The following is a 24743-nucleotide window of genomic DNA, read 5'->3' as shown; positions in this document are numbered from 1 at the left end:
AGGCTTAAAGCATGGACATGCGCGCAGATGTGCTGATTGTCGGGGCCGGAATGGTCGGAAGCGCCCTGGCGCTGGCATTGCAGGGCAGCGGCTTGCAGGTGCTGCTGCTCGACGGCAGCCCGCTAAGCGTCAAACCGTTTGAACCGCAGGCGGCGTTTGAGCCGCGGGTGAGCGCGTTGTCGGCGGCCAGCCAGCGCATCCTCGAACGCCTGGGCGTGTGGGACGGTATCGTCGCGCGTCGCGCCAGCCCTTACGGCGAGATGCAGGTGTGGGACGGCAGCGGTACCGGGCAGATTCACTTTTCGGCAGCCAGCGTGCATGCCGAGGTGCTCGGGCATATCGTCGAAAACCGTGTGGTGCAGGATGCCTTGCTGGAGCGCTTGCACGACTGCGACCTCGGCCTGCTGGCCAATGCGCGCCTTGAGCAGATGCGCCGCTCCGGCGATGACTGGCTGCTGACCCTGGCTGATGGGCGCAAATTGCGTGCGCCGCTGGTGGTGGCCGCCGATGGCGCCAACTCCGCAGTACGCCGCCTGACCGGCACCCCGACCCGCGAGTGGGATTACCTGCATAACGCGATCGTGACCAGCGTGCGCAGCAGCCAGCCGCACCAGCGCACGGCCTGGCAACGCTTTACCGATACCGGCCCGCTGGCGTTCCTGCCGCTGGTACGGGATGGGCAGGAAGATTGGTGTTCGATTGTCTGGTCGACCACGCCGGCTGAATCCGAGCGCCTGATGGCCCTGGATGATGAACGCTTCTGCCGGGAGCTGGAGTGCGCCTTCGAAGGGCGCCTGGGCACTGTGGTCAGTGCCGACCCGCGCGTTTGCGTGCCGTTACGCCAGCGCCATGCCAAACGCTACGTGGCCGAGGGCCTGGCACTGATCGGTGATGCTGCCCACGTGATTCACCCGTTGGCGGGGCAGGGCGTAAACCTGGGCTTTCTTGATGCGGCGGTACTGGCCGAGGTGTTGTTGGCGGCCACCGAGCGCGGCGAGCGCCTGGCGGATGTGAAGGTGCTGAGCCGTTACGAGCGGCGGCGCATGCCCCACAACCTGGCGCTGATGGCGGCGATGGAAGGCTTCGAGCGCTTGTTCCAGGCCGATCAACTGCCGCTGCGCTGGCTGCGTAATGCCGGCCTGAAAATCGTCGACCAGATGCCTGAAGCCAAGGCAGTGTTTGTGCGCCAGGCGCTAGGTTTGACTGGCGATCTACCAGAACTCGCTAAACCCTGAATTGAAATACAGTCCCCTGTGGGAGGGGGCTTGCCCCCGATGAGGCCCTCAACCCTCGCGCATATTCGGGCTGTGCAACATCTGGTAACGCCTCCGCCGAGCGTTACCAAATGTGAGTCCTTATCATTTGCCCTCAATTTGCAAATGAGAGACCGCACCCATGTTGGCACCCAAGCGCCTCCTGACTGCCCTGGCACTCACCCTGATCGGCAGCACCACCGTGCAGGCAGCCGACGAAGTCGTGGTCTACTCCTCGCGCATTGACGAGCTGATCAAGCCGGTATTCGATGCCTATACCCAGAAGACCGGGGTGCAGGTCAAGTTCATCACCGACAAGGAAGCGCCGCTGATGCAGCGCATCAAGGCCGAGGGTGAGAACGCCACCGCCGATCTGCTGCTCACCGTCGACGCCGGCAACCTCTGGCAGGCCGAGCAAATGGGCATCCTGCAACCGTTCACTTCCGCTGTGATCGACAAGAATATCCCGCTGCAATATCGCTCATCGGCCCACGCCTGGACCGGCTTGAGCCTGCGTGCGCGCACTATCGCCTATTCCACCGAGCGGGTGAAACCGGGCGAACTGACCACCTACGAAGCCCTGGCCGACAAGCAATGGGAAGGCCGCCTGTGCCTGCGTACCGCGAAAAAAGTCTACAACCAGTCACTGACCGCCACGTTGATCGAAACCCATGGCGCGGCCAAGACCGAAGAGATCGTCAAGGGCTGGGTCAACAACCTGTCCACCGACGTGTTCTCCGATGACATCGCCGTGCTGGAAGCCATCAATGCCGGACAGTGCGACGTGGGTATCGTCAACACCTACTACTACGGCCGCCTGCACAAGCAGAAGCCGGATCTGGCGGTGAAACTGTTCTGGCCGAACCAGGGCGACCGTGGCGTGCATGTGAACCTGTCGGGCATAGGCCTGACCAAGCACGCGCCGCACCCGCAAGCAGCCAAGGCGCTGGTGGAGTGGATGACCACGCCTGAGGCGCAGAAAATCTTTGCCGACGTGAACCAGGAGTTCCCGGCCAACCCGGCGGTACCGCCATCGGCGGAAGTGGCGAGCTGGGGCAAGTTCGTGGCCGATACCTTACCGGTAGAAGTGGCGGGCAAGCGCCAGGCTGAGGCAATCCGGCTGATGGATCGCGCTGGCTGGAACTGAATGTGTAAATTGCCACAGATGTAAATGTGGGAGGGGGCTTGCCCCCGATAGCGGGGTATCAGTCTAATCATCATTGACTGGCACTCCGCTATCGGGAGCAAGCCCCCTCCCACATTGTTTTGAGTTTGTCTTCAAATAGTCTGTTCTATAGAGAGCTTTTCCTTGGCCCACCCCGCCCAACGCCGCTGGTACCTGCCGGTCTTCACCGTCGCCGCCCTGGTGCTGCTGCCGCTGAGCGTGCTGCTGCTGTCCTGGCAGAGCATTGACCATCAGATCTGGTCCCATCTCTGGGATACCCAGATGCCTCGATTGCTGGGCAACACCTTGACCCTGGTGCTCGGCGTCGGTCTTGGCGTGACACTGTTGGGCGTCAGCCTGGCCTGGCTGACCAGCCTCTGCGAATTCCCCGGGCGACGTTGGCTCGATTGGGCGCTGATGCTGCCCTTTGCGATCCCGGCTTATGTGCTGGCCTTCGTGTTCGTCGGTCTGCTGGATTTTGCAGGGCCCGTGCAAACTCTGCTGCGCGAATGGTTCGGCAATGGGCTGCGTTTGCCGCGAGTGCGCTCCACCAGCGGCGTGATCATCGTGTTGGTGCTGGTGTTCTATCCTTACGTCTACCTGCTGGCGCGCACGGCGTTCCTGGCCCAGGGCAAAGGCTTGATGGAAGCGGCGCGGGTATTGGGGCAATCGCCATGGCAAGCATTCTGGCGCGTGGCGTTGCCGATGGCGCGACCAGCGATTGGTGCCGGTGTGGCCCTGGCGTTGATGGAGACCCTGGCAGATTTCGGCGCCGTCTCGGTGTTCAATTTCGACACCTTCACCACGGCTATCTACAAAACCTGGTATGGCTTTTTCAGCCTTTCCAGCGCCGCGCAACTGGCCAGCCTGTTGCTGCTGGTTGTGATGTTGGTGCTGTATGGCGAACGGCGCGCGCGTGGAGCCAGCCGACCGAGCAATGAGCGGCCACGCGGCAAGGCGTTGTACCACCTGCACGGATTCAAGGCCGTGGCGGCCAGCGCCTGGTGCGGCCTGGTATTTGCCTGTGCGTTTGTGATCCCGATGCTGCAACTGGTGGCCTGGTTCTGGCAGCGCGGGCGCTTCGACCTGGATGAGCGCTATACGGGCCTGATCGTCCACACCCTCTACCTGGGCGGTATTGCCGCGCTGATTACGGTCAGCGTGGCGATGATCCTGGCCTTTGCCAACCGCCTGGCGCCGACCCGGGCGATTCGCTCCGGCATCAGCCTGGCCAATGTCGGTTATGCCTTGCCGGGCTCGGTGCTGGCGGTGTCGATCATGTTGGCGTTCAGTTACCTGGACCGCGAGCTGGTGGTGCCACTGTCCGGCTGGCTGGGCGGCGCGGGCAGGCCCGTGCTGTTGGGCAGCCTGTCGGCATTGGTGCTGGCTTACCTGGTACGGTTCCTGGCAGTGGCCTACGGGCCTTTGGAAAACAGCCTGGCGCGCATTCGCCCGTCATTGCCCGAAGCTGCACGCAGCCTTGGGGTGAGCGGTCCACGACTGTTTTGCAAAGTGTATCTGCCGTTGTTGTTGCCCGGCACCTTGAGCGCGGCGCTGCTGGTGTTCGTGGATGTACTCAAGGAAATGCCCGCGACATTGCTGATGCGCCCGTTTGGCTGGGACACGCTGGCGGTACGGATCTTCGAGATGACCAGTGAAGGTGAATGGGCGCGGGCTTCTTTGCCGGCGTTGACCCTGGTGCTGGTCGGGTTGTTGCCGGTCATCGGGCTGATCCGTCGCTCTGCTCGGCAAATCGGTTAGGTGCCAGTCCTACGGCTTGAGGCTACAATGCGCGGCATTCGGTGCGCTCCGTCTTTCGGATCGACCTGCTGTATGTGGCTGTGGGCCTTGTAAATCAAGGTGTTCGGCGCAAGTGGCAGCTCTGCGCACCTTCGCCAAGCCCGGAAGGAGAAACCCATGGGACAGCGTACGCCTTTGTATGACCTGCATCTCGCCCTCGGCGCGAAAATGGTCGATTTTGGCGGTTGGGATATGCCTTTGCATTACGGCTCGCAGGTTGAAGAACACCATCAGGTGCGGCGCGACTGTGGGGTGTTCGATGTATCTCATATGACCGTAATCGATGTCACCGGCCCTCAGGCCAAGGAATGGCTTCAGCACCTGCTGGCCAATGATGTCGATCGATTGCACGGCTGCGGCCGTGCGCTGTACAGCGCCATGCTCAACGAGCAAGGCGGAGTGGTGGACGACATGATCGTCTACCGCACCGAAACCGGTTACCGGTTGGTGGTCAATGCCGCCACCCGCGATCAGGATATGGCCTGGATGCAGGCGCAACTGGGCGCTTACCAGGTGCAGCTGCATGAGCGGTCCGAATTGGCCATGCTTGCCATCCAAGGGCCCCACGCCCGGCATAAAATCGCCGAACTGGTCACTCAGTCCCGTGGCATCCTGATCCACCAGCTCAAGCCGTTCGAAGGCCACGCCGACGGCGACTGGTTTATCGCCCGTACCGGCTACACCGGCGAAGACGGTCTGGAAATTGTCCTGCCCGCCGACCAGGCACCGGGTTTTTTCAACGATCTGGTGGGCGCGGGCATTTCACCTATCGGCCTCGGTGCCCGCGATACCTTGCGCCTGGAGGCCGGCATGAACCTGTACGGCCAGGATATCCATCAGCAGGTATCGCCCCTGGCGGCCAATATGGCCTGGAGCATTGCCTGGGAACCTGCCGGGCGCAATTTTATCGGTCGTGCTGCGCTGGAAGCGGAAAAGGCAGCCGGTGTGCAGTTCAAATTGGTCGGGCTGGTGCTGGAAGAGCGTGGAGTTTTACGCGCTCACCAGGTGGTTCGTATCGCCAATGTTGGCGAAGGAGAGATCACCAGTGGTAGTTTCTCGCCTACGCTAAGCAAATCCATTGCCCTGGCGCGCGTACCGGCGGCGACTGCCGACCGGGCCGAAGTGGAAATCCGCGGCAAGTGGTACCCGGTTCGAGTGGTCAAGCCGACCTTCGTACGCCATGGCAAAACCTTGATCTAACTATTTTCCGGCAGGCCAATGGCCGCTGACATTTCTTCTTGAGGACACAGACTATGAGCAATATCCCTGCCGACCTGCGTTTTGCCGAAAGTCACGAATGGGCCCGTCTGGAAGCTGATGGCACCGTGACTGTCGGCATCTCCGACCATGCACAGGAAGCTTTGGGTGATGTGGTGTTTGTTGAGTTGGCAGAGGTGGGTGCCAATTTTGAAGCGCAAGGCCAGGCGGGTGTGGTTGAGTCGGTGAAAGCTGCTTCGGATATCTACTCGCCGATTGCCGGCGAAGTGATTGCTGTCAACGAAGAGCTGAGTGGCAGCCCTGAGCTGCTGAACTCTGACCCTTACGGCGCCTGGATCTTCAAGCTCAAGCCAAGCGACAAGGCTGAACTGGACAAGCTACTCGACGCTGCCGGCTACAAAGCCGCTATCGGCGACTAAACGCAATAGCTGCAACAGCACACATCAATGTGGGAGCTGGCTTGCCTGCGATTGGATCACCCGTGTATCAGCGATACACCGAGGTGCCCGCATCGCAGGCAAGCCAGCTCCCACAGTTGATTGGGGTGTGCCTGCTGGTTGTGTTCAGTCTTTTTTCAGTACCGCTTTAACCGCCGCTACAGCCCGCTCCACATCTGCCTCTGTCATCGCCGTAAACATCGGCAACGACACGATCAAACGCCCAACACGCTCCGCCACCGGGAACATGCCTTCCTTGAAACCCTGTGTCCGATACAGGCTCAGCAAGTGGATCGGCGGGTAGTGATAGCCAATGCCAACGCCGTGGGCCTGCATCTGCTCCATGAACGTTGCGCGAGCAGGCAAGCCGTCTTGGCGCTCCGGCAACACCAGTTGGAACAGGTGCCAGTTGCTGTTCTCGAAGTCCGCCGGCGGCAGTTGCGCGCCATATTTCTCTTCGAAGTCACTGCCAAAACACTGGAAGTAGTGGCGTGCCAGGTGCTGGCGGTGGGCCGTGATCTTCTCGATATGTGCAAACTGCCCCAGGCCAATGGCGGCGGCGATGTCGGTCATGTTGAACTTGCCACCCAGGACATCCACATCCAGGCCATCGAAACCGGTGCGGGTCACGCCCTGCAGGCGATACTTCTCTGCCAGGCGAGCCTCCTCGGCGTTGTTCAACACCAGGCAGCCACCCTCGGATGAGGTGATGTTCTTGTTCGCCTGAAAGCTGAACGACACGAAGTCACCGGTTGCACCGATGCGTTCCCCGTCCCAGCTGGAGCCCAAGGCTTGCGCGGCGTCTTCGACGATACGCAGGTTGTACTTGTTGGCCAGCGCGTAAAGCATCGGCATGTCCAGGGGCAAGCCCGCCAGGTAGACCGGGATGATCGCTTTGGTACGTGGTGTGATTGCCGCCTCAACCTGGGCCAGGTCAATGTTGCGGGTAATCGGGTCGATATCGGCGAACACTGGAGTAGCGCCGACTTCGAGGATGACGTTGGCGGTGGCCACCCAGGAAATCGGTGTCGTGATGACTTCATCCCCAGGCCCGATACCGGCGATGCGCAAGGCGATCTCCATGGTGCAGGTGCCCGAGTTGAAGGTGCGCACCGGCCGCCCGCCAAAGTATTCCGACAACTGCGCCTCGAACGCCTGCACTTTTGGCCCGCTGGTGATCCAGCCGGATCGCAGGACATCGCCGACTGCCGAAATGGTGGCTTCATCAATGGTCGGTTTGGAAAACGGCAGGAAAGGCTGTTGGCTCATGACGAAGAAGGCATCCGTTCAAGATAGGCGATGAATGTTAAACGTGTCAGTAACGCATGGTTGCACGGCAAGACTGAATATAGCCTGTCGCTTATGAACGATTCGTCATAGGGCAGGCAAAAAAATGCCGCTTGAAAAAGCGGCATTTTTTATCGGTGCGGCTGTTACTCGGTTACAGCATTCTTCGCCAGGATGGCGTTAGCCAGTTCCATGTCCGTGGCCTGAAGGCCAGGGTTGTCGGCGCGGACCTTCTGCATGGCCGCTTCCAGGTACGGGCCGCGGATGCCGCCGTCGCTGGCGACGAAGCTGCCGGCGTCGTCCTGGGCGGCGACTACCAGCTTGTGGTCCTTGAATGTCAGGTAAGTCGAGCCAGTGGTGGCGCCCGACGAGATGACATTACGCCAAAAGCTATCGGCCATGGCTGAGCCGACAGGTAGGGAAAGCACAGCGAGGGTTGCGACAGCATATTTAAGACGCATGATGGGTGACTCCGGTGGGTTATCTGTACGTTTTGATTGTAGTTAAGTCGATCCAGTTCCATCACTGACTAAACAGTTTCAACCTCTAAAATCACCCCATCCTGGCCAACCACGCGTACTTGAGCGCCTGCTGGGGCATCGGCACCGGTGACCATCCACACGCCATCGCCGACTTTAATCTTGCCCCGGCCATCCACAATCGCCTGATGCACCATGAAGGTGCGCCCGATCAATTCGGAGCCACGCTCGTTCAACCCCGGTTGATCGCTGACCTTGGCGCTGCTGCGTTGGCGCTTCCACCAATACACGGCCGTCAGGATCGACAGCATGGCGAACAGCAGCAGCTGCCACTCAAGCCCGAGCGGCGGGACCAGGAACTTGATCACCCCCACTGCGGCCGCGGCGATACCCATCCACAGCAGGTACCCACCGGCGCCGAACACCTCAAGAATCAACAGCACAGTGCCCAGCGCCAACCAGTCCCAGAACGACAAATGCAGCAAAAAGTCCCACATGGTGTTGGCCTCAGCCTTTCTGGTTGCCGAAAGTCGCCTTGACGATTTCGCCGATACCGCCCACGGCGCCAATCACCTGGCTGGCTTCCAGCGGCATCAGGATGACCTTGCTGTTGTTGGCCGACGCCAGCTTGCCCAAGGCATCGATGTATTTTTGCGCGACGAAGTAGTTGACCGCCTGCACATTGCCCGACGCGATGGCTTCGGACACCACTTGTGTCGCCCGAGCTTCGGCCTCGGCCTGACGCTCACGCGCTTCGGACTCCAGGAACGCGGCCTGACGGCTACCTTCGGCTTCGAGGATCTGCGCCTGCTTCTTGCCTTCGGCGGTCAGGATTGCCGACGCACGCAGGCCCTCGGCTTCAAGGATCTGTGCACGCTTGATTCGCTCGGCTTTCATCTGGCCGGACATGGCGGCCATCAGGTCGGCGGGTGGGCTGATGTCCTTGATCTCGATACGGGTGATCTTGATGCCCCACGGCGCAGTGGCTTCGTCCACGGTGCGCAGCAGCTTCTCATTGATGCCATCACGCTGGCTGAGCATGGCATCAAGCTCCATGGAGCCCAGGACGGTACGGATATTGGTTTGCAGCAGGTTGCGGATCGCGTGTTCGAGGTTGTTGACCTCGTAGGCCGCCTGGGCGGTGTTGACCACCTGGAAGAAGCACACGGCATCGATCTGCACGGTGGCGTTGTCGGCAGTGATGACTTCCTGGGGCGGAATGTCCAGCACGCTTTCCATCACGTTGATCTTGCGACCGATGCGGTCCATGACCGGGATGATGATGTTCAGGCCGGGCTTGAGGGTGTTGGTGTAGCGGCCGAAACGTTCGACGGTCCATTGGTAGCCCTGGGGCACCACTTTGAAACCCATGAACAGGATGGCGATGGCCAAGCCCACGAAAAGAAGCAGTACGGTTCCGATCTGCATAGCGATTCCTTATCTGAAGATTTCAGTGAACGACGTTGGGCCGATTGTAGCGGTCTGGTCACCGATAAGGACGGTTTCACGGCCCAACAAATAAAGGATTTGTTTCTGAATCCCCAGGCGTGACCCGTAATATTTCCGTCATTGTGGTCACGCCGGCGTTCACTTTATCGATGCCGGCCATGCGCAAGCTGTTCATGCCCTGCGCGAGCGCCTCACGGCGTAGCGCCTGTATGTCCGTACCGGGAGTCACCAGCGCCTTGAGCGCTGGGTCCAACGGCATGATTTCATACAGCCCGGCTCGGCCTCGATAACCGCTGTCACGGCATTCCACACAACCGACGGCCTTGTAGCAGCCTATGTTCTCCACACCCGTCGGACGCTTGCAGTGGGTGCACAAAACCCTCACCAGACGCTGCGCCATGACGCCTATGAGTGTGGCCTTGATCAAATAATGAGCAATGCCAAGCTCCTGCAGTCGGCTGATGGCGCTGGGCGCATCGTTGGTATGCAGGGTCGAGAACACCAAGTGCCCGGTCAGTGCGGCCTGTATGGCCATTTCGGCGGTTTCCCGGTCACGGATTTCACCGATCATGATGATGTCCGGGTCCTGGCGCAGCAGGGCGCGGACGCCGCTGGCAAAGCTGAGGTCGATATTGTGTTGGACCTGCATTTGATTGAACGCCGGCTCGACCATTTCAATCGGGTCTTCTACCGTGCACAGGTTGACCTCTCGGGTCGCCAGTTGCTTGAGGGTGGTGTAGAGGGTGCTGGTCTTGCCCGAGCCGGTCGGGCCTGTGACCAGGATGATGCCGTTGGCTTGCCCAGTCATGGCGTGCCAGCGCTGCTGATCGGCGCTCGACAAGCCCAACTGGTCGAAGTCCTTGAGCAGCACCTGAGGGTCAAAAATCCGCATCACCAGCTTTTCGCCAAACGCCGTCGGCAGGGTCGAAAGGCGCAATTCCACTTCGGCGCCTGCCGGGTTCCTGGTCTTGACGCGACCATCCTGGGGTTTGCGTTTCTCGGCCACATTCATTCGCCCAAGACTTTTCAAGCGGCTGACCACTGCGGTGGTGACCTGAGGCGGAAATTGATAGACGTCATGCAACAGCCCGTCGATGCGAAAACGCACCCGGCCCTGATCGCGACAGGGTTCGATATGAATATCGCTGGCCCGTTGGGCAAAGGCGTACTGCAACAGCCAGTCGACGATATTGACGATATGCGCGTCATTGGCATCGGGCTCCTTGTCGCTGGCGCCGAGGCTGAGCAGTTCGACGTTGCCGGGTATCGCCATTTTCTGATCGGCGCCGCTGACTGACTTGGCCAAGCGGTAAAACTCGTGGAGGCAACGCTGGATTTCGCGGGGGTTGGCCACCACGCGCTTGATGGTGCGTTTGAGCACTTGAGCGAGCCCGGCTTCCCAGGCGCTGATATACGGCTGGGCGCTGGCGATCGTGACGCTTTGGGCATCCACGGCGACCGCAAGAATGCCGTGGCGCTGGGCGAAGGCATGGGACATCAACGGCACCACGCTCGCCACGTCGATCTTCAACGGGTCGATGCGCAGGTAAGGCTGACCTGCATGTTGTGCCAGCCATTGGGTCAGGGTCTCAAGACAAGGGCCTTGGGCTGCGATGCATTCCAGGGGATGTTGAGTGCAAGATGCTGCCTGAATGCTATGTGCCGCCTGCGCGGTAATCAGCCCTTGCTCGATCAACGCCGGCAATAACTGGTGCAGTTCCAAGGGGTGGTCGAGGGAGGCAGCGGTCATGCAGGTTTCCTGGGCGGTTTGGGGTGTAATCCCAGACTAGTCAGCCGCTGGAAATCCTCGTTCCCAGGTGTATTGCAGGTTTTTACCGCGCGGTCGCCGCCAGTGCCTGAGGCCGCTCGGCATCAGCCGGCCACAACTCCAGGTCGCAGACACTGATCAGGTTTCGAATCTTTTCACCGATGACTTGGGCACGGTGCCAGCTAAGGCCGTCGATCACGATATCGATATTCAGCAGGTCGGCGTCCCGGCTCATATTGACGTGGGCTGGCGTCAGGAACTGCAGCGCAAAGTAGTTCAGCACCCGGCACAGCACGTCGGGCTCAGCCTCGGCGACGATCCGATAGTGCGCCTGACACTGGGCGCTGTTGACGGCCCACGCATCGACGCGGGTGACAGGGTGGGCGGTTTCGACGGCGTGCATACTGACTCTCCAAAATCGACTGGAGGAATTTTCACATTCGCCTACGGAGATTTCTTATCTAAGATGAGCCTTATTGGCGCATTATCGAATCAATCAATTCAAAAAATACACACCCACAGGTATTTCTATGCACAGCGAGTTGGACGTCTACGATCGCCGCATTCTGGCCCTGCTGCAAGAGGACGCCTCGCTCTCCAGCGCACAGATCGCCGAGCAGGTCGGCCTGTCGCAGTCTCCGTGCTGGCGACGCATTCAGCGGCTCAAGGAAGAGGGCGTGATCCGGGGCCAGGTCACCCTCTTGGACCGCAAGAAAATCGGGCTCAACACGCAGATTTTCGCCGAGATCAAACTCAACGCTCACGGCCGCTCCAACTTCACTGAGTTCACCGAAGCGATTCGCGGATTTGCGGAGGTGTTGGAGTGTTATGTGCTGATGGGGTCGGTGGATTTTCTGCTGCGCATCGTCACTTCGGACATCGAGGCGTATGAGCGGTTTTTCTTCGAGAAGTTATCGATGGTGCCGGGGATCCAGGAGGTCAACTCCATCGTGGCGTTGTCGGAGATCAAGTCCACCACTAGCTTGCCAGTATTGCGCTGACAGGGCGGGCCTCATCGGGAGCAAGCCCCCTCCCACACAATGTGGGAGGGGGCTTGCTCCCGATGGCGTTTTTACAGGCGCAGGAGGGTCTTCCAGGCCCGGTTCTGATACACCGCAATCGCCTGGTGCATACGCGCATCCAGCGATTCATCGGTGATCGGCTGGTTAGCCAACTGCGCCAGCTTGTTCAGCTCGCCGTACAAACGGTCCAGTTCCGCAATGTCTACCACATGGCGCGCATGGTGCAGCCAGGCCTGGATGCGTTCGATGCGCGGCAGTTGCTCGGCCAGGTCTTCGGGCTGTTGCTGGTAGCGCGGCAGTTGCAGGGCGACGGCGTCGTCGGCCAGCAGGCGTGGCAGCCAGTTGGTGATTTGCGCAGCGCCCTGGCGGTTGCCGCGCACGTTACGCTCGGCGGTCCAGGTGCGGGCCAGCAGCCAGCGCGAGGTGTTCAGTGAGAACAGGCCCCAGCGTACGTCTTGCAACTCTTCAATGAACTGCTCCGGCGCGGCTTTGCGAATGTCTTCATCGTCGTCACCGGCCTGGACCAGCGGACGCCAGTCCTCCAGCAGTGCATCCAGGGCGCTGCGCAGTTCGCTGGTGGATTGGCGCGGCGCGGCCTGGCCGAGGCTGCCGATCAGCGCGCGCAACTCACCCAGGTTCTCGACCCAGTCCTGCAGCAAGCGCCAGTGGCCGTTGAAACGGTATTGCTCGGCCAGGCGCTGGCTGCTGCCCAACAGGTGCCACATGATTGCGGCGAAAGCATCATCCAAAGGCATTTCGGCGTGGATCTGCGGTGCCGGCAGGCTCAAGGAGTAGCTGCTCGCGTCATACAGGCGGTAGCCGCGCTCGGCTTTGCTGATGTCACAGGGCATCAGGGCCAGGGTCGCAGCCAGTTCGGCGGCCAGCTCCAGCAGGGCGGCGGGTTCGCCTTCGCGCAATTCCAGTTCCAGCTCGCAGATTTCTTCCTTCTGCTTGCCGACCACCACATGGCCCAGGTCCAGGGCGGCTTCGATCACCACCTTGGCCTTGCCACGGCCCCAGGCGATTTCGGCGCGTTCACGCACGAAGTCGGTGGTGAAGATCGGCTTGAGGGTCTTTTTGTCCAACTCGGCCAGTTGCTCGGGCCAGCACTCGCCGTCGAGTTTCTTCACATCGAGCTTGGCTTTGGGCAGGTCCCAGTTGTACTCGTTGCGTTCCGACAAGCCGGCGACGCTTTGGCCACGTGTCTTGAGGGTTTGAATGATGTCGTCACCGTCCTTGCGCAGGCGCAGGGCGACCTTGGCCTGCGCCAGGTCGCGCTCGGGGGTGTCGAAGTACTGATTCATCAACTCACGGCGTTCCCAGCCACTTTTGTTGCGTTTTTTCAGTAGCGGGTGCTCACGTAGCGCGGCGAGTGTTTCGCGGCTGACGCGGAGCTTGATTTCGGTTTCTTTCTGCATGGCCGGAAAATCCAGGATCGGGAGCGCAGCCGGGGAAAAGTGTGGCTGCCAAGGTCGTGCAGTGTACAGGACTGAGCCCGGCAACGTGCCGCAACGGTTTATTGTGTTGGGCAGATGCCTCTATAGTGAGGTTCATCCGGGAAGTTGGGAGACCGCGCATGCCGTTACCGTCCATGAAAGAGCAGTTCGCCGCCTTGATCGCCGCGCCGTCGGTGAGTTGCACACAAGCGTCTCTCGACCAGACCAACCGCCCGGTGATCGATCTGCTCGCCGCGTGGCTGGGCGACCTGGGTTTCGCTATCGACATCCAGCAAGTCAGCCCTGGCAAATTCAACCTGCTCGCCAGTTTCGGCAGCGGCCCCGGTGGCTTGGTGTTGGCGGGCCATAGCGATACGGTTCCTTATGATGCGGCACTGTGGAAGACCGATCCGCTCAAGCTGACGGAAGTCGATGGTCGTTGGGTGGGGCTGGGCAGTTGCGACATGAAAGGATTTTTTGCCCTGGCCATTGAAGCGGTGTTGCCGTTGCTCGACCAGCCGTTCAAGCAGCCGCTGCTGATCCTCGCCACCTGTGACGAGGAAAGCTCCATGTCCGGCGCGCGTGCCCTGGCCGAGGCGGGGAGGCCGCTGGGACGGGCGGCGGTGATCGGTGAGCCAACTGGGCTCAAGCCGATCCGCCTGCACAAAGGCGTGATGATGGAGCGCATCGATATCCTCGGCCGCAGCGGCCACTCGTCGGACCCAAGCCTGGGCCACAGCGCCCTCGAAGCCATGCACGATGCCATTGGCGAACTGCGCGGCCTGCGCCTGGCCTGGCAGCGCGAATACCGCAACGCGCAATTCAGCGTGCCGCAGCCGACCATGAATTTCGGCTGTATCCACGGCGGCGACAATCCTAATCGCATCTGCGGCCAGTGCTCCCTGGAGTTCGACCTGCGACCCTTGCCGGGCATGGACCCCGACGTGCTGCGTGCGGCGATCCGGCAGAAGCTCGAACCCTTGGCCGAGCGTCATAAGGTCAAGATCGACTACGCGCCGCTATTCCCCGAAGTGCCGCCTTTCGAGCAGCCCGAAGACGCCGAGTTGGTGCGGGTGGCGGAACGGTTGACCGGTCATCGTGCCGAAGCAGTAGCGTTCGGCACCGAAGCGCCTTATCTTCAGCGCCTTGGTTGTGAAACCCTGGTGCTTGGCCCCGGCGACATCGCCTGCGCCCACCAGCCGGGCGAGTACCTCGAAATGTCACGCTTGACGCCTACAGTGCGTCTATTGCGGGAACTGATCGAACATTACTGCCTGAAACCTGCATAAATTAACCTTTGCCCATTCGTACATAAGGAGAGCGAGCGTGTCGCCAAGCCTGTTCCGACGATAACCATCAGCCCGCTGTGCGTTTTTGCGACTCATCCTTTTTCGGCTGCTTTTTATTACAGGCCCAGGTGTTATGCCCGAATACGTTAATTGGCTTCGTCACGCTTCGCCCTATATCAACGCCCACCGCGACTGCACCTTTGTGGTCATGCTGCCTGGCGACGGTGTGGAACATCCCAACTTCGGCAATATCGTCCACGACCTGGTGCTGCTCCACAGCCTGGGTGTGCGGCTGGTGCTGGTGCACGGTTCGCGTCCGCAGATTGAAACCCGCCTTGAAGCACGCGGCCTGACCCCGGCTTACCACGAAGGCTTGCGGATCACCGATGCGGCGACGCTGGAGTGCGTGATCGACGCGGTCGGCCATCTGCGTATCGCCATCGAAGCGCGCCTGTCCATGGACATGGCCTCGTCGCCCATGCAGGGCTCGCGCCTGCGCGTGGCCAGCGGCAACCTGGTGACGGCGCGGCCGATTGGCGTGCTTGAGGGCGTTGACTATCACCACACCGGCGAAGTACGCCGGGTCGACCGCAAGGGCATCAACCGCCTGCTGGACGAGCGCTCTATCGTGTTGTTGTCGCCGTTGGGTTACTCGCCTACCGGTGAAATCTTCAACCTGGCCTGCGAAGACGTCGCCACCCGCGCCGCCATCGACCTGGGTGCCGACAAATTGCTGCTGTTCGGCGCCGATCCCGGCTTGATCGATGAGAACGGCCGTCTGGTACGTGAATTGCGCCCACAGCAAGTGCCTGCGCACCTGCAACGCCTGGGCAGCAACTATCAAGCCGAGCTGCTCGATGCCGCTGCCGAAGCCTGTCGGGGTGGAGTAGGGCGCAGCCATATCGTCAGCTACGCCGAAGATGGCGCCTTGCTCACCGAGCTGTTTACCCGTGACGGCGGCGGTACGCTGGTGGCCCAGGAGCAATTCGAACTGGTGCGTGAAGCGGCGATTGAAGACGTCGGCGGTTTGCTGGACCTGATCAGTCCGCTGGAAGAGCAGGGCATTCTGGTGCGTCGTTCGCGGGAAGTGCTGGAGCGGGAGATCGAACAGTTCAGCGTGGTCGAGCGCGAAGGCATGATCATCGCGTGCGCAGCGCTGTATCAGATTGCGGATTCGGATGCGGGCGAGCTGGCGTGCCTGGCGGTTAACCCGGAGTACCGCCACGGCGCGCGCGGCGATGTGTTGCTCGAACGCATCCAGACCCGTGCACGTGCGCAGGGGTTGAAGACCTTGTTCGTGCTCACCACGCGCACGGCCCACTGGTTCCGTGAGCGCGGTTTTGTGCCGAGCAGCGTGGACCGCCTGCCGTCGGCGCGTGCGTCGCTGTACAACTATCAGCGCAACTCCAAGATCTTTGAAAAGGCCCTGTAAAAGAGTACGGCTCTGTGTGGGAGCTGGCTTGCCTGCGATAGCAGCGCCTCGGTTTATCTGAACGACCGAGATGCTGGCATCGCAGGCAAGCCAGCTCCCACCGAAGACTGTATTTATTGTGTGATGAATTTGTCGGTCACATAGGCCGAATAATCCGGCAACACCGTCTCCACCTTGCCTTGCTCCTTCAAGAACTTCGCCGTCTCCCCAATCGCCTTCGCCGTGCCGCCCTTGAGCAGGGCGTCGGTCTGTTGTGCCTGCGCATCGGGAAACGTCGTGCCCGCCAGCAACTCTGGAATATCGTCGGCATTGGAGCCTGTCAATTTGGCGATCTTCTGCACCGGTTCCGAATCCACCGTCCAACTGTCTTTATGCGCGGCATAGTCGGCGAAGGAATCGAGGGTGACCTTGGCGAACCTGGCCACTACCTCAGGATGTTTTTCCGCGAAATCCTTGCGCGCGACCCACACTTCAAACGTCGGTGCGCCCCACTGGCCCACCTGCGCCGCATCGGTCAGGGTCTTGCCGGTCTTGCGGATTTCGCCCAGGGCCGGTGACCACACGAATGCGCCGTCGATATCGCCGCGCTTCCAGGCGGCGGCGATTTCGGCCGGTTGCAGGTTCACCACTTTGACTTGCTTAGTGTCCAGCCCCCAATGCTTCAGGGCGCCGAGCAGGCTGTAGTGGGAGGTTGAGACGAAGGGTGTGGCGATGGTTTTGCCGATCAGGTCTTCGGGTTTGTCGATGCCACTGCCATTACGCACTACCAGGGCTTCAGAAGCGTTGATCTGTGCCGATACGATAAACGCGACGATGGGTAGATTGCGCGAAGCGGCTGCGGCGAGGGGGCTGGAACCGAGGTTGCCGATTTGTACATCACCCGATGCAATGGCCGTGACCACCTCCGGCCCACTGTTGAACCGGCGCCAGGCGATTTTCTCACCAATGGTTTTTTCGTAGAGGCCGTCGGCCTGGGGGACTTTGCTGGGATCGATGCCGGTCTGGTAGCCGACCGTCAAATCGGCTGCGCTGACACCAAAAGAAAGTAATACCGATACAAAAACTGTAACAAATTGACGGGAGGATGTGCGTTTGGCCATGATGGCGTCGCCTTTTTGATCGTGAGTGACGTATGCAACCGTACCGTCACACTAATCGATCTAAAAAAGCACTGGTAAATACCCTTTAGGAATTAGCTTATGGAGCGGTTCGTGTCACTCGACCCACCCGCTTCACGCATCCGCTTATTCCCGAATCGTATGAAAAAGAATGAAACAATTCTTTTTGGGTGTATGAAAAACTCATTACCCTGCAGGGACCAAATCAACTGCGATTAGACGAAGGTAGTAGACACACAAGGTTACGATTGACTTGCTAGTCACTATCTGGCGCTAATCGCGCATCTGTGGATCCAGGGCGTCAGACCCGGGGCCAAAGAAATACAAAAATTAGAAACGAGAGGAGCGGTACATGAAGAAGTCCACCTTGGCTGTGGCTGTAGCTTTGGGCGCAATCGCCCAGCAAGCAGGCGCCGCCGGTTTCATCGAAGACAGCAAGGCCACACTGGGCCTGCGTAACTTCTACATCAACACTGACAACCGCGAAGGCACGGCTAACCCGAGCAAGAACGAAGAGTGGGGCCAAGGCTTCGATCTGCGTTTCATCTCCGGTTACACCCAAGGCACCGTCGGCTTCGGTCTTGACGCTATCGGCCTGCTGGGTGTTCGCCTGGATTCCGGCGGCGGCACCAACGGCGCGACCGCCAGCTCGTATGGCGGCACCATCTTCCCGAGCAAGTCCAATGGCGAAGCCGTTGATAACTACTCCAGCCTGGGCCTGACCGCCAAAGCGAAGATCTCCCAGACCGAACTGAAGCTGGGTACCTTGCAGCCCAAGCTGCCGGTCATCGTGACCAACGATGGTCGTATGCTGCCGCAGACCTTCCAGGGTGGCCAGATCACCTCCAGCGACATCAAGGACCTGACCCTGGTTGCCGGCCAGATCGAAAAAGCCAAGGGCCGTAACTCCAGCAACAACGAAAGCCTGTCCATCTCCGGCGCCAACAGCCGTGGCGTGAACTGGCGTTCGAGCAACAAGTTCTACTACGCCGGTGGTGACTACAAGATCACCAAGGACCTGACCGCCCAGTACTACTACGGCAACCTGGAAGATTTCTACAAGCAACACTTCCTGGGCCTGACCCACAACTGGGCTATCGGCCCTGGCGTGCTGAAGTCTGACCTGCGTTACTTCAACAGCTCCGACGATGGTAACAACGGCAACCAGTCTGCCTACTTCTCCACAGGCAACTACGGTGGCGTCAACTCCGGTCGTGGCAAAGTCGACAACAACCTGTACAGCGGCCTGTTCCTGTACTCGGTTGCCGGCCACACCTTCGGTGGCGGTTACCAGGTCAGCAACGGCAGCAGCGACTTCCCTTGGTTGAACCAGGGTGACGGCTCGTCGGCTTACATCACCACCGATATGCAGATCCAGAAGTTCGCCCGTGCCGGCGAGCGCACTTGGCAAGCTCGCTACTCCTACGACTTCGCCAAGGTGGGCGTACCTGGCCTGACCGCTGGTGTGGTTTACCTGAAGGGTGATCATATCGACACCGTTGCCAGCAACCGTGCCGAGTTCACCGGCCAGTCCGAGTGGGAACGTGACATCACTGTTGCCTACGTCGTACCGGAAGGTCCGCTGAAAAACGTCGGCGTGGCGTGGAAAAACGCTATGTGGCGCAGCGACATCGCCAACGCACGTAACCAGGACGAAAACCGCCTGATCGTCAGCTACTCGATCCCGCTGTTGTAAGCCTGTAAAGCCTTGCCCGGCGCAATGCCGGGCAAGGTGTACTGCTTTCAAGTCGGGCTCAACCCCCGCAAGCCCTTCCTGAAACCCTCTTTACTACAGCGACTCAAGGCCTTCTCGAACCTTGAAAACCATGTTGATCTTCGTGTGTGCCCAAGTCCAATGAACACATTTTTAATATTCCTTTATCGTCTAGATAAATCGATATTTATTCTTTTTAAATAATTCCAAATCCATGCACAGTGGGCTCCATAAGCACTCATCAGGAGCCACACCATGAGCCTAAGACTGGGCGACATCGCCCCCGACTTCGAACAGGATTCCAGCGCCGGCAAGATTCGCTTCCACGAATGGCTGGGCAACAGCTGGGGTGTGTTGTTTTCCCACCCGGCAGACTTCACCCCGGTGTGCACCACCGAGCTGGGCTTCACCGCCAAGCTCAAGGACGAATTCGCAAAACGTGGCGTCAAGGCCATCGCCCTGTCGGTAGACCCGGTGGACTCGCATCACAAGTGGATCGAAGACATCAATGAGACCCAGAACACAGTGGTCAACTTCCCGATCCTGGCCGACGCCGACCGCAAGGTCTCGGACCTCTACGACCTGATCCATCCCAACGCCAGTGACACCCTCACCGTGCGCTCCTTGTTCGTGATCGACCCGAACAAAAAGATCCGCCTGACTATCACCTACCCGGCCAGTACCGGGCGCAACTTCCATGAAATCCTGCGGGTGATCGACTCGCTGCAACTGACCGACAACCACAAGGTCGCCACGCCGGCCAACTGGCAGGATGGGGATGAGGTAGTGATCGTGCCGTCGCTCAAGGACGAGGAAGAGATCAAGAAACGCTTTCCCAAGGGCTATCGCGCGGTGAAGCCGTACCTGCGCCTTACCCCACAACCCAATCGTTAAGGCGGATATCGCCATCGCGGGCCCGGCTCCCACAGTTGACCGCATTCCCCTGTGGGAGCCGGGCTTGCCCGCGATGGCGGCCTCATGAACAGCAAAGGCATCAAGTTGCAAACCGTCTCACACAGCAGGGGTTTTCAGGCCGTTTTGACGGCCTTTTTTTTCGCCTGGCGATTGGTTGAACGCTTATGTATTTATGGAATAAGCAAATGAATAAATAAGATTTATAGATATATAAATCTACTGATATGGTCTGTTCCATCTTGGCGCCATCGCCGTACAGCGAACCGCCGACACTTGCTCAAGGAATCTCCTGCATGCTGGTCGTAACACTTGGAGGCAGTCCCAGCCAGCGTTCGCGCTCCGGGGTGTTGCTGGATAAAACCCGTCAGTGGCTGCAACAGCAGGGCGTAGAGGTGGTGAGTTACCAGATACGCGACTTCCCGGCTGAAGACTTGCTGCACGCACGGTTCGACAGCCCCAAGGTCATCGACCTGCTGCAACAGGTAGCCAATGCCGACGGCCTGGTGATCGCCACACCGGTGTACAAGGCGTCGTTTTCCGGCGCGCTGAAAACCGTGTTGGACCTGCTGCCCGAACGCGCCCTGGCCCATAAGGTGGTATTACCGATGGCTACCGGCGGCAGCATCGCCCACATGCTGGCGGTGGACTACGCCCTGAAGCCGGTGCTGTCGGCCCTCAAAGCCCAGGAATTGCTCCACGGCATTTTCGCCGAAGACAGTCAGATCGCTTACGGCGAAGGCAGTGTTCAGGCGCAGTTGGTGCCGGTGCTTGAGAAACGTTTGCACGAAGCCCTGGAGCAGCTCTACAGCGCCATGGCGCGGCGCCCGAAGCCGCTGGATCCGGACGTGTTGAATGAACGTTTGTTGAGTGCTCGCTGGAGCATCTGAGCCTTACCCCCGAATCGAGAAACACTCACCTTACTCAGCCGCCAACGGCCAAGCAGGTGCAGCCAAAACCCTAATCGCAACTGTGGAGAGAGCGCCATGCGCACTGTCATCTTGCGTCGTGGTCTGGTCGCACTGTTTGCTGCGGCTGTGTCCTTCGGCGCCATCGTTCAAGCCCAAGCCGCCGAGACCCTGCGGATCGGTTATCAGAAGTACGGCACCCTGGTGCTGCTCAAGGCCAAGGGCACCCTGGAAAAACGCCTGGCCGCCCAGGGCGTGCAGGTGCAGTGGACCGAGTTCCCCGGTGGCCCGCAATTGCTTGAGGGCCTGAATGTCGGCTCCATCGACTTTGGCGTCACCGGTGAAACCCCGCCGGTGTTTGCCCAGGCGGCCGGCGCGGATCTGCTCTACGTTGCCTACGAACCGCCGGCGCCCACCAGTGAAGCGATCCTGGTGCCCAAAGACTCACCGATCAAATCGGTGGCAGAGTTAAAAGGCAAAAAGGTGGTGCTCAACAAAGGCTCCAACGTGCACTACTTGTTGGTGCGCGCTTTGGAAGATGTCGGCCTCAACTACACCGACGTGAAGACGGTGTTCCTGCCGCCGGCCGATGCGCGTGCTGCGTTCGAGCGCGGCAGCGTGGATGCCTGGGTGATCTGGGACCCTTACCAGGCCGCCGCCGAGAAACAATTGCAAGCGCGCACCCTGCGCGACGGCACCGGTATTGCCGACAACCACCAGTTCTACCTGGCCACCAAACCCTACGCCGAACAGCACCCTGAAGTGATCAGGGCGCTGGTGGAAGAAGTGCGCGCGGTGGGCGAGTGGTCCAAGGCCAACCCGCAGGAAGTCACCGAACAAGTGGCGCCACTGCTGGGCCTGCCCGCCGACATCACCCTGACCTCGGTGAAACGCCAGGGCTACGGTGCGCTGTTCCTGACCCCGGAAGTGGTCGCCGCCCAACAGAAAATCGCCGACAGCTTCTATCAGCTCAAATTGATCCCCAAACCCTTGAGCATCAAGGACGTGATCTGGACGCCGCCTGCCGCTGTTGCCAAAGCGCCTTAATTCGATTTCTTCAGGAGACAACTCCAATGAGCCTCAATATTTTCTGGTTCCTGCCTACCCACGGCGACGGCCATTACCTTGGCACCGCTGAAGGCGCTCGCGCCGTCGATCACGGTTACCTGCAACAAGTGGCCCAGGCCGCCGACCGGCTGGGTTTCGGCGGGGTGTTGATCCCTACCGGGCGCTCTTGCGAAGACTCCTGGCTGGTGGCCGCCTCGCTGATTCCCGTGACTCAGCGCTTGAAGTTCCTGGTCGCACTGCGCCCCGGGATCATTTCGCCAACGGTGGCCGCACGCCAGGCTGCGACCCTGGACCGCCTGTCCGGTGGCCGAGCGTTGTTCAACCTGGTAACTGGTGGTGACCCGGAAGAGCTGGCCGGCGACGGCTTGTTCCTCAGCCACGAAGAACGCTATCAGGCCTCGGTGGAGTTCACGCGCATCTGGCGCCGCGTGCTGGAAGGCGAAACCGTGGACTACGACGGCGAGCACATCAGCGTCAAAGGCGCCAAGCTGCTCTACCCACCGGTCCAGCAACCGCGCCCGCCGCTGTACTTCGGCGGTTCTTCCGAAGCGGCCCAGGACCTGGCGGCCGAGCAGGTGGAAATGGTCCTGACCTGGGGCGAGCCACCGGCCGCCGTGGCGGAAAAAATTGCCCAAGTGCGCGCCAAGGCCGAGAAGCTCGGGCGTACCCTGCGCTTCGGCATTCGCCTGCATGTGATCGTGCGTGAGACCAACGAAGAGGCCTGGAAAGCCGCCGACAAACTGATCTCCCACCTGGACGACGACACCATTGCCCGCGCCCAGGCGTCCCTGGCGCGTTTCGATTCGGTCGGTCAGCAACGCATGGCCGCTTTGCATGGCGGTAGCCGTGACAACCTGGAAGTCAGCCCCAACCTGTGGGCCGGCGTCGGCCTGGTGCGTGGCGGAGCAGGCACGGCGCTGGTCGGCGATGGCCCTACCGTGGCGGCGCGGGTCAAGGAATACGCGGACCTGGGTATCGACACCTTTATCTTCTCCGGTTATCCACACCTGGAAGAGTCGTATCGGGTCGCCGAACTGTTGTTTCCGCACCTGGATATCGAACGTCCCGAGCTGCCCAAAAGCGCCGGTTACGTCAGCCCGTTTGGCGAGATGGTCGCCAACGACATCCTTCCCAAAGCTGCGTCACAGAGTTGAGGCGCCATTATGGACTTTGAAAAATTCAGCCATCGCGTGGCGCCCTGGGTGCTGCCGATCTTGTTGCTGGCGGTGTGGCAGTTGTCGGTGTCGGCGGGGTGGTTGTCGACGCGCATTTTGCCGGCGCCCAGTGCGGTGATCGAAGCCGGGGTCAACCTGGTGGTCAGTGGGGAAATCTGGACGCACCTGGCCATCAGCGGCTGGCGTGCCGGCCTGGGCTTTGTGATTGGTGGCAGCATCGGCCTGGCCCTGGGCTTTATCACCGGGTTGTCGAAGTGGGGCGAGCGCCTGCTGGACAGCTCGGTGCAGATGATCCGCAACGTGCCGCACCTGGCGCTGATTCCACTGGTGATCCTGTGGTTCGGCATTGACGAGACCGCGAAGATTTTCCTGGTGGCCCTGGGCACGTTGTTCCCGATCTACCTGAACACCTATCACGGTATCCGCAACGTCGACCCGGCGCTGGTGGAAATGTCGCGCAGCTATGGCCTGTCGGGGTTCAGCCTGTTCTGGCAAGTCATCCTGCCTGGCGCGCTGCCGTCGATCCTGGTGGGCGTGCGCTTTGCCCTGGGCTTTATGTGGCTGACGCTGATCGTGGCGGAAACCATCTCGGCCAGTTCCGGCATCGGTTACCTGGCGATGAATGCCCGTGAGTTCCTGCAAACCGATGTGGTGGTGCTGGCCATCGTGATGTACGCGATCCTCGGCAAACTCGCCGACCTGGCGGCGCGTGGCCTGGAACGGGTATGGCTGCGTTGGCACCCGGCGTATCAAGTCAAAGGAGGTGCGGCATGACAGCTCAACAACCCCCGCGCCTGCTCAAGGGCATTCCCCTGGCGGTGCGCAAGTTGCGCAAATCCTTCGGCACTCGCGAAGTGCTCAAGGACATCGACCTGCATATTCCGGCCGGTCAATTCGTGGCCGTGGTCGGTCGCAGCGGCTGCGGCAAGAGTACCTTGTTGCGCCTGCTGGCGGGGCTGGACAAGGCCAGTGGCGGCGAGCTGCTGGCCGGCTCCGCGCCGCTGCACGAGGCGATTGAAGACACACGATTGATGTTCCAGGAAGCGCGTTTGCTGCCGTGGAAAAAGATCATCGACAACGTCGGCCTTGGCCTTACGGGCAACTGGCGCCCCAGGGCGCTGGAGGCCCTCGAAGCGGTGGGCCTGGCCGAGCGCGCCAATGAATGGCCGGCGGCCTTGTCCGGTGGCCAGAAGCAGCGCGTGGCCCTGGCGCGCGCGTTGATTCACCAACCGCGCCTGTTGCTGCTCGATGAGCCGCTGGGCGCACTGGACGCCCTGACCCGCATCGAGATGCAGCAACTGATCGAGAACCTCTGGCGCAAGCACGGTTTCACTGTGTTGCTGGTGACCCACGATGTCAGCGAAGCCGTGGCGATTGCCGACCGTGTGATTCTGATCGAAGACGGCGAAATCGGCCTCGACCTCGCCGTCGACCTGCCGCGCCCACGGGCCCGTGGTTCACACCGCCTGGCCGCGTTGGAGGCCGAGGTGCTCAACCGCGTGCTGTCGCTGCCCGGCTCACCGCCGGAACCCGAACCTGTTTCACCGCTGCCGACGCAATTGCGTTGGGCTCAATAACCCACACAGGAAAAACATCATGACTATTAAAGCCATCAACGTGCGTAACCAGTTCAAAGGCACCATCAAGGAAATCGTGGTTGGCGACGTGCTGTCGGAGATCGATGTGCAGACGGCGTCGGGCATCGTTACTTCGGTGATTACCACTCGCTCGGTGAAAGAGCTGGAGCTGGTGATTGGCAGTGAAGTGATTGCCTTTGTGAAATCGACTGAGGTGTCGATTGCAAAATTGTGAT

Annotated in this window: 24 protein-coding genes; 16 read left to right on the top strand and 8 right to left on the bottom strand. The window is 60.5% G+C overall.

All coding sequences use genetic code 11. The features are described from left to right. Window positions 1–17: 17 nt before the first annotated feature. The 5 genes from IH404_RS27320 to gcvH all read left to right on the top strand — a co-directional run bounded on the left by IH404_RS27320 (window position 18) and on the right by gcvH (window position 5855). A complete protein-coding gene (locus tag IH404_RS27320) occupies window positions 18–1235 on the top strand; it encodes a 2-octaprenyl-3-methyl-6-methoxy-1,4-benzoquinol hydroxylase (RefSeq protein WP_194440717.1) in 1218 nt (405 codons plus the stop codon). A 160-nt stretch (window positions 1236–1395) separates the two neighbouring features. Further along, the gene (locus IH404_RS27315; RefSeq protein WP_194439534.1) at window positions 1396–2400 is read left to right on the top strand and encodes an extracellular solute-binding protein; all 1005 of its coding nucleotides are present in this window, start codon (window positions 1396–1398) and stop codon (window positions 2398–2400) included. A 162-nt stretch (window positions 2401–2562) separates the two neighbouring features. After that, window positions 2563–4179: an iron ABC transporter permease gene (locus IH404_RS27310; protein WP_005792383.1), complete on the top strand. Its 1617-nt coding sequence runs from the start codon at window positions 2563–2565 to the stop codon at window positions 4177–4179. Window positions 4180–4335: 156 nt separating this feature from the next. Continuing rightward, complete coding sequence (gene gcvT / locus IH404_RS27305) at window positions 4336–5418, top strand: glycine cleavage system aminomethyltransferase GcvT (protein WP_032878838.1); 1083 nt, start codon at window positions 4336–4338, stop codon at window positions 5416–5418. 53 nt (window positions 5419–5471) lie between these two features. Next, complete coding sequence (gene gcvH / locus IH404_RS27300) at window positions 5472–5855, top strand: glycine cleavage system protein GcvH (protein ID WP_005792380.1); 384 nt, start codon at window positions 5472–5474, stop codon at window positions 5853–5855. A gap of 144 nt (window positions 5856–5999) precedes the next feature. Here gcvH and IH404_RS27295 read toward each other — a convergent pair whose 3' ends face one another. The 6 genes from IH404_RS27295 to IH404_RS27270 form a co-directional block, all read right to left on the bottom strand. Beyond that, complete coding sequence (locus IH404_RS27295; RefSeq protein WP_005792378.1) at window positions 6000–7142, bottom strand: DegT/DnrJ/EryC1/StrS aminotransferase family protein; 1143 nt, start codon at window positions 7140–7142, stop codon at window positions 6000–6002. Between the two features lie 164 nt (window positions 7143–7306). Next, window positions 7307–7621, bottom strand: coding sequence for a DUF2388 domain-containing protein (locus IH404_RS27290; RefSeq protein WP_003176799.1), 315 nt, complete (start codon window positions 7619–7621; stop codon window positions 7307–7309). Window positions 7622–7689: 68 nt separating this feature from the next. Further along, complete coding sequence (locus IH404_RS27285; protein ID WP_005792377.1) at window positions 7690–8136, bottom strand: NfeD family protein; 447 nt, start codon at window positions 8134–8136, stop codon at window positions 7690–7692. 10 nt (window positions 8137–8146) lie between these two features. Next, window positions 8147–9067, bottom strand: a complete 921-nt coding sequence (locus tag IH404_RS27280; RefSeq protein ID WP_003195285.1) for an SPFH domain-containing protein — start codon at window positions 9065–9067, stop codon at window positions 8147–8149. A 76-nt stretch (window positions 9068–9143) separates the two neighbouring features. Next, complete coding sequence (locus IH404_RS27275; protein ID WP_005792376.1) at window positions 9144–10838, bottom strand: GspE/PulE family protein; 1695 nt, start codon at window positions 10836–10838, stop codon at window positions 9144–9146. Between the two features lie 82 nt (window positions 10839–10920). Further along, complete coding sequence (locus tag IH404_RS27270) at window positions 10921–11259, bottom strand: hypothetical protein (protein ID WP_005792374.1); 339 nt, start codon at window positions 11257–11259, stop codon at window positions 10921–10923. Window positions 11260–11386: 127 nt separating this feature from the next. On the opposite strand from IH404_RS27270, the gene IH404_RS27265 reads away from it, so the two are divergent. Then, on the top strand, window positions 11387–11857 hold the full coding sequence (locus tag IH404_RS27265; protein WP_005792372.1) for an Lrp/AsnC family transcriptional regulator: 471 nt from the start codon (window positions 11387–11389) through the stop codon (window positions 11855–11857). 71 nt (window positions 11858–11928) lie between these two features. Here the strand turns inward: IH404_RS27265 and IH404_RS27260 are convergent, their stop codons facing one another. Continuing rightward, window positions 11929–13296, bottom strand: coding sequence for a CYTH domain-containing protein (locus IH404_RS27260; RefSeq protein ID WP_005792371.1), 1368 nt, complete (start codon window positions 13294–13296; stop codon window positions 11929–11931). Between the two features lie 158 nt (window positions 13297–13454). Here IH404_RS27260 and argE point away from each other — a divergent pair, with 158 nt between their 5' ends. Together argE and argA are read left to right on the top strand one after the other, a co-directional pair. Beyond that, window positions 13455–14603, top strand: coding sequence for an acetylornithine deacetylase (gene argE / locus IH404_RS27255; protein WP_194439532.1), 1149 nt, complete (start codon window positions 13455–13457; stop codon window positions 14601–14603). Window positions 14604–14736: 133 nt separating this feature from the next. Next, a complete protein-coding gene (gene argA / locus IH404_RS27250; RefSeq protein WP_005792368.1) occupies window positions 14737–16035 on the top strand; it encodes an amino-acid N-acetyltransferase in 1299 nt (432 codons plus the stop codon). A 113-nt stretch (window positions 16036–16148) separates the two neighbouring features. Here argA and tauA read toward each other — a convergent pair whose 3' ends face one another. Continuing rightward, on the bottom strand, window positions 16149–17135 hold the full coding sequence (tauA, locus tag IH404_RS27245) for a taurine ABC transporter substrate-binding protein (protein ID WP_194439531.1): 987 nt from the start codon (window positions 17133–17135) through the stop codon (window positions 16149–16151). Between the two features lie 370 nt (window positions 17136–17505). Between tauA and IH404_RS27240 the strand changes: the two genes are divergently transcribed. The 8 genes from IH404_RS27240 to IH404_RS27205 all read left to right on the top strand — a co-directional run bounded on the left by IH404_RS27240 (window position 17506) and on the right by IH404_RS27205 (window position 24742). Further along, window positions 17506–18849 (top strand): OprD family porin, encoded by a 1344-nt coding sequence (locus IH404_RS27240; protein WP_194439529.1) that lies wholly within the window; start codon window positions 17506–17508, stop codon window positions 18847–18849. 273 nt (window positions 18850–19122) lie between these two features. Continuing rightward, complete coding sequence (locus IH404_RS27235) at window positions 19123–19761, top strand: peroxiredoxin (protein WP_194439526.1); 639 nt, start codon at window positions 19123–19125, stop codon at window positions 19759–19761. A gap of 314 nt (window positions 19762–20075) precedes the next feature. Continuing rightward, window positions 20076–20669, top strand: coding sequence for an NADPH-dependent FMN reductase (ssuE, locus tag IH404_RS27230; protein ID WP_005792364.1), 594 nt, complete (start codon window positions 20076–20078; stop codon window positions 20667–20669). Between the two features lie 96 nt (window positions 20670–20765). Further along, complete coding sequence (locus IH404_RS27225) at window positions 20766–21734, top strand: sulfonate ABC transporter substrate-binding protein (RefSeq protein ID WP_194439524.1); 969 nt, start codon at window positions 20766–20768, stop codon at window positions 21732–21734. Window positions 21735–21760: 26 nt separating this feature from the next. Further along, window positions 21761–22909, top strand: coding sequence for an FMNH2-dependent alkanesulfonate monooxygenase (gene ssuD, locus IH404_RS27220; RefSeq protein WP_005792361.1), 1149 nt, complete (start codon window positions 21761–21763; stop codon window positions 22907–22909). 9 nt (window positions 22910–22918) lie between these two features. Continuing rightward, window positions 22919–23704 (top strand): aliphatic sulfonate ABC transporter permease SsuC, encoded by a 786-nt coding sequence (gene ssuC, locus IH404_RS27215; protein WP_032878854.1) that lies wholly within the window; start codon window positions 22919–22921, stop codon window positions 23702–23704. Then, complete coding sequence (gene ssuB / locus IH404_RS27210) at window positions 23701–24507, top strand: aliphatic sulfonates ABC transporter ATP-binding protein (protein ID WP_005792359.1); 807 nt, start codon at window positions 23701–23703, stop codon at window positions 24505–24507. The genes ssuC and ssuB overlap by 4 nt, the downstream gene beginning before the upstream one ends. A gap of 19 nt (window positions 24508–24526) precedes the next feature. Further along, a complete protein-coding gene (locus IH404_RS27205) occupies window positions 24527–24742 on the top strand; it encodes a TOBE domain-containing protein (RefSeq protein ID WP_003176783.1) in 216 nt (71 codons plus the stop codon). Window position 24743: the final 1 nt, after the last annotated feature.

It is taken from the genome of Pseudomonas sp. OST1909, from assembly GCF_015277575.1.
Lineage (GTDB): Bacteria > Pseudomonadota > Gammaproteobacteria > Pseudomonadales > Pseudomonadaceae > Aquipseudomonas > Aquipseudomonas synxantha_A.
Note: the sequence above shows the minus strand (reverse complement) of the source record. Positions and strands in the feature narration are given on the sequence as shown.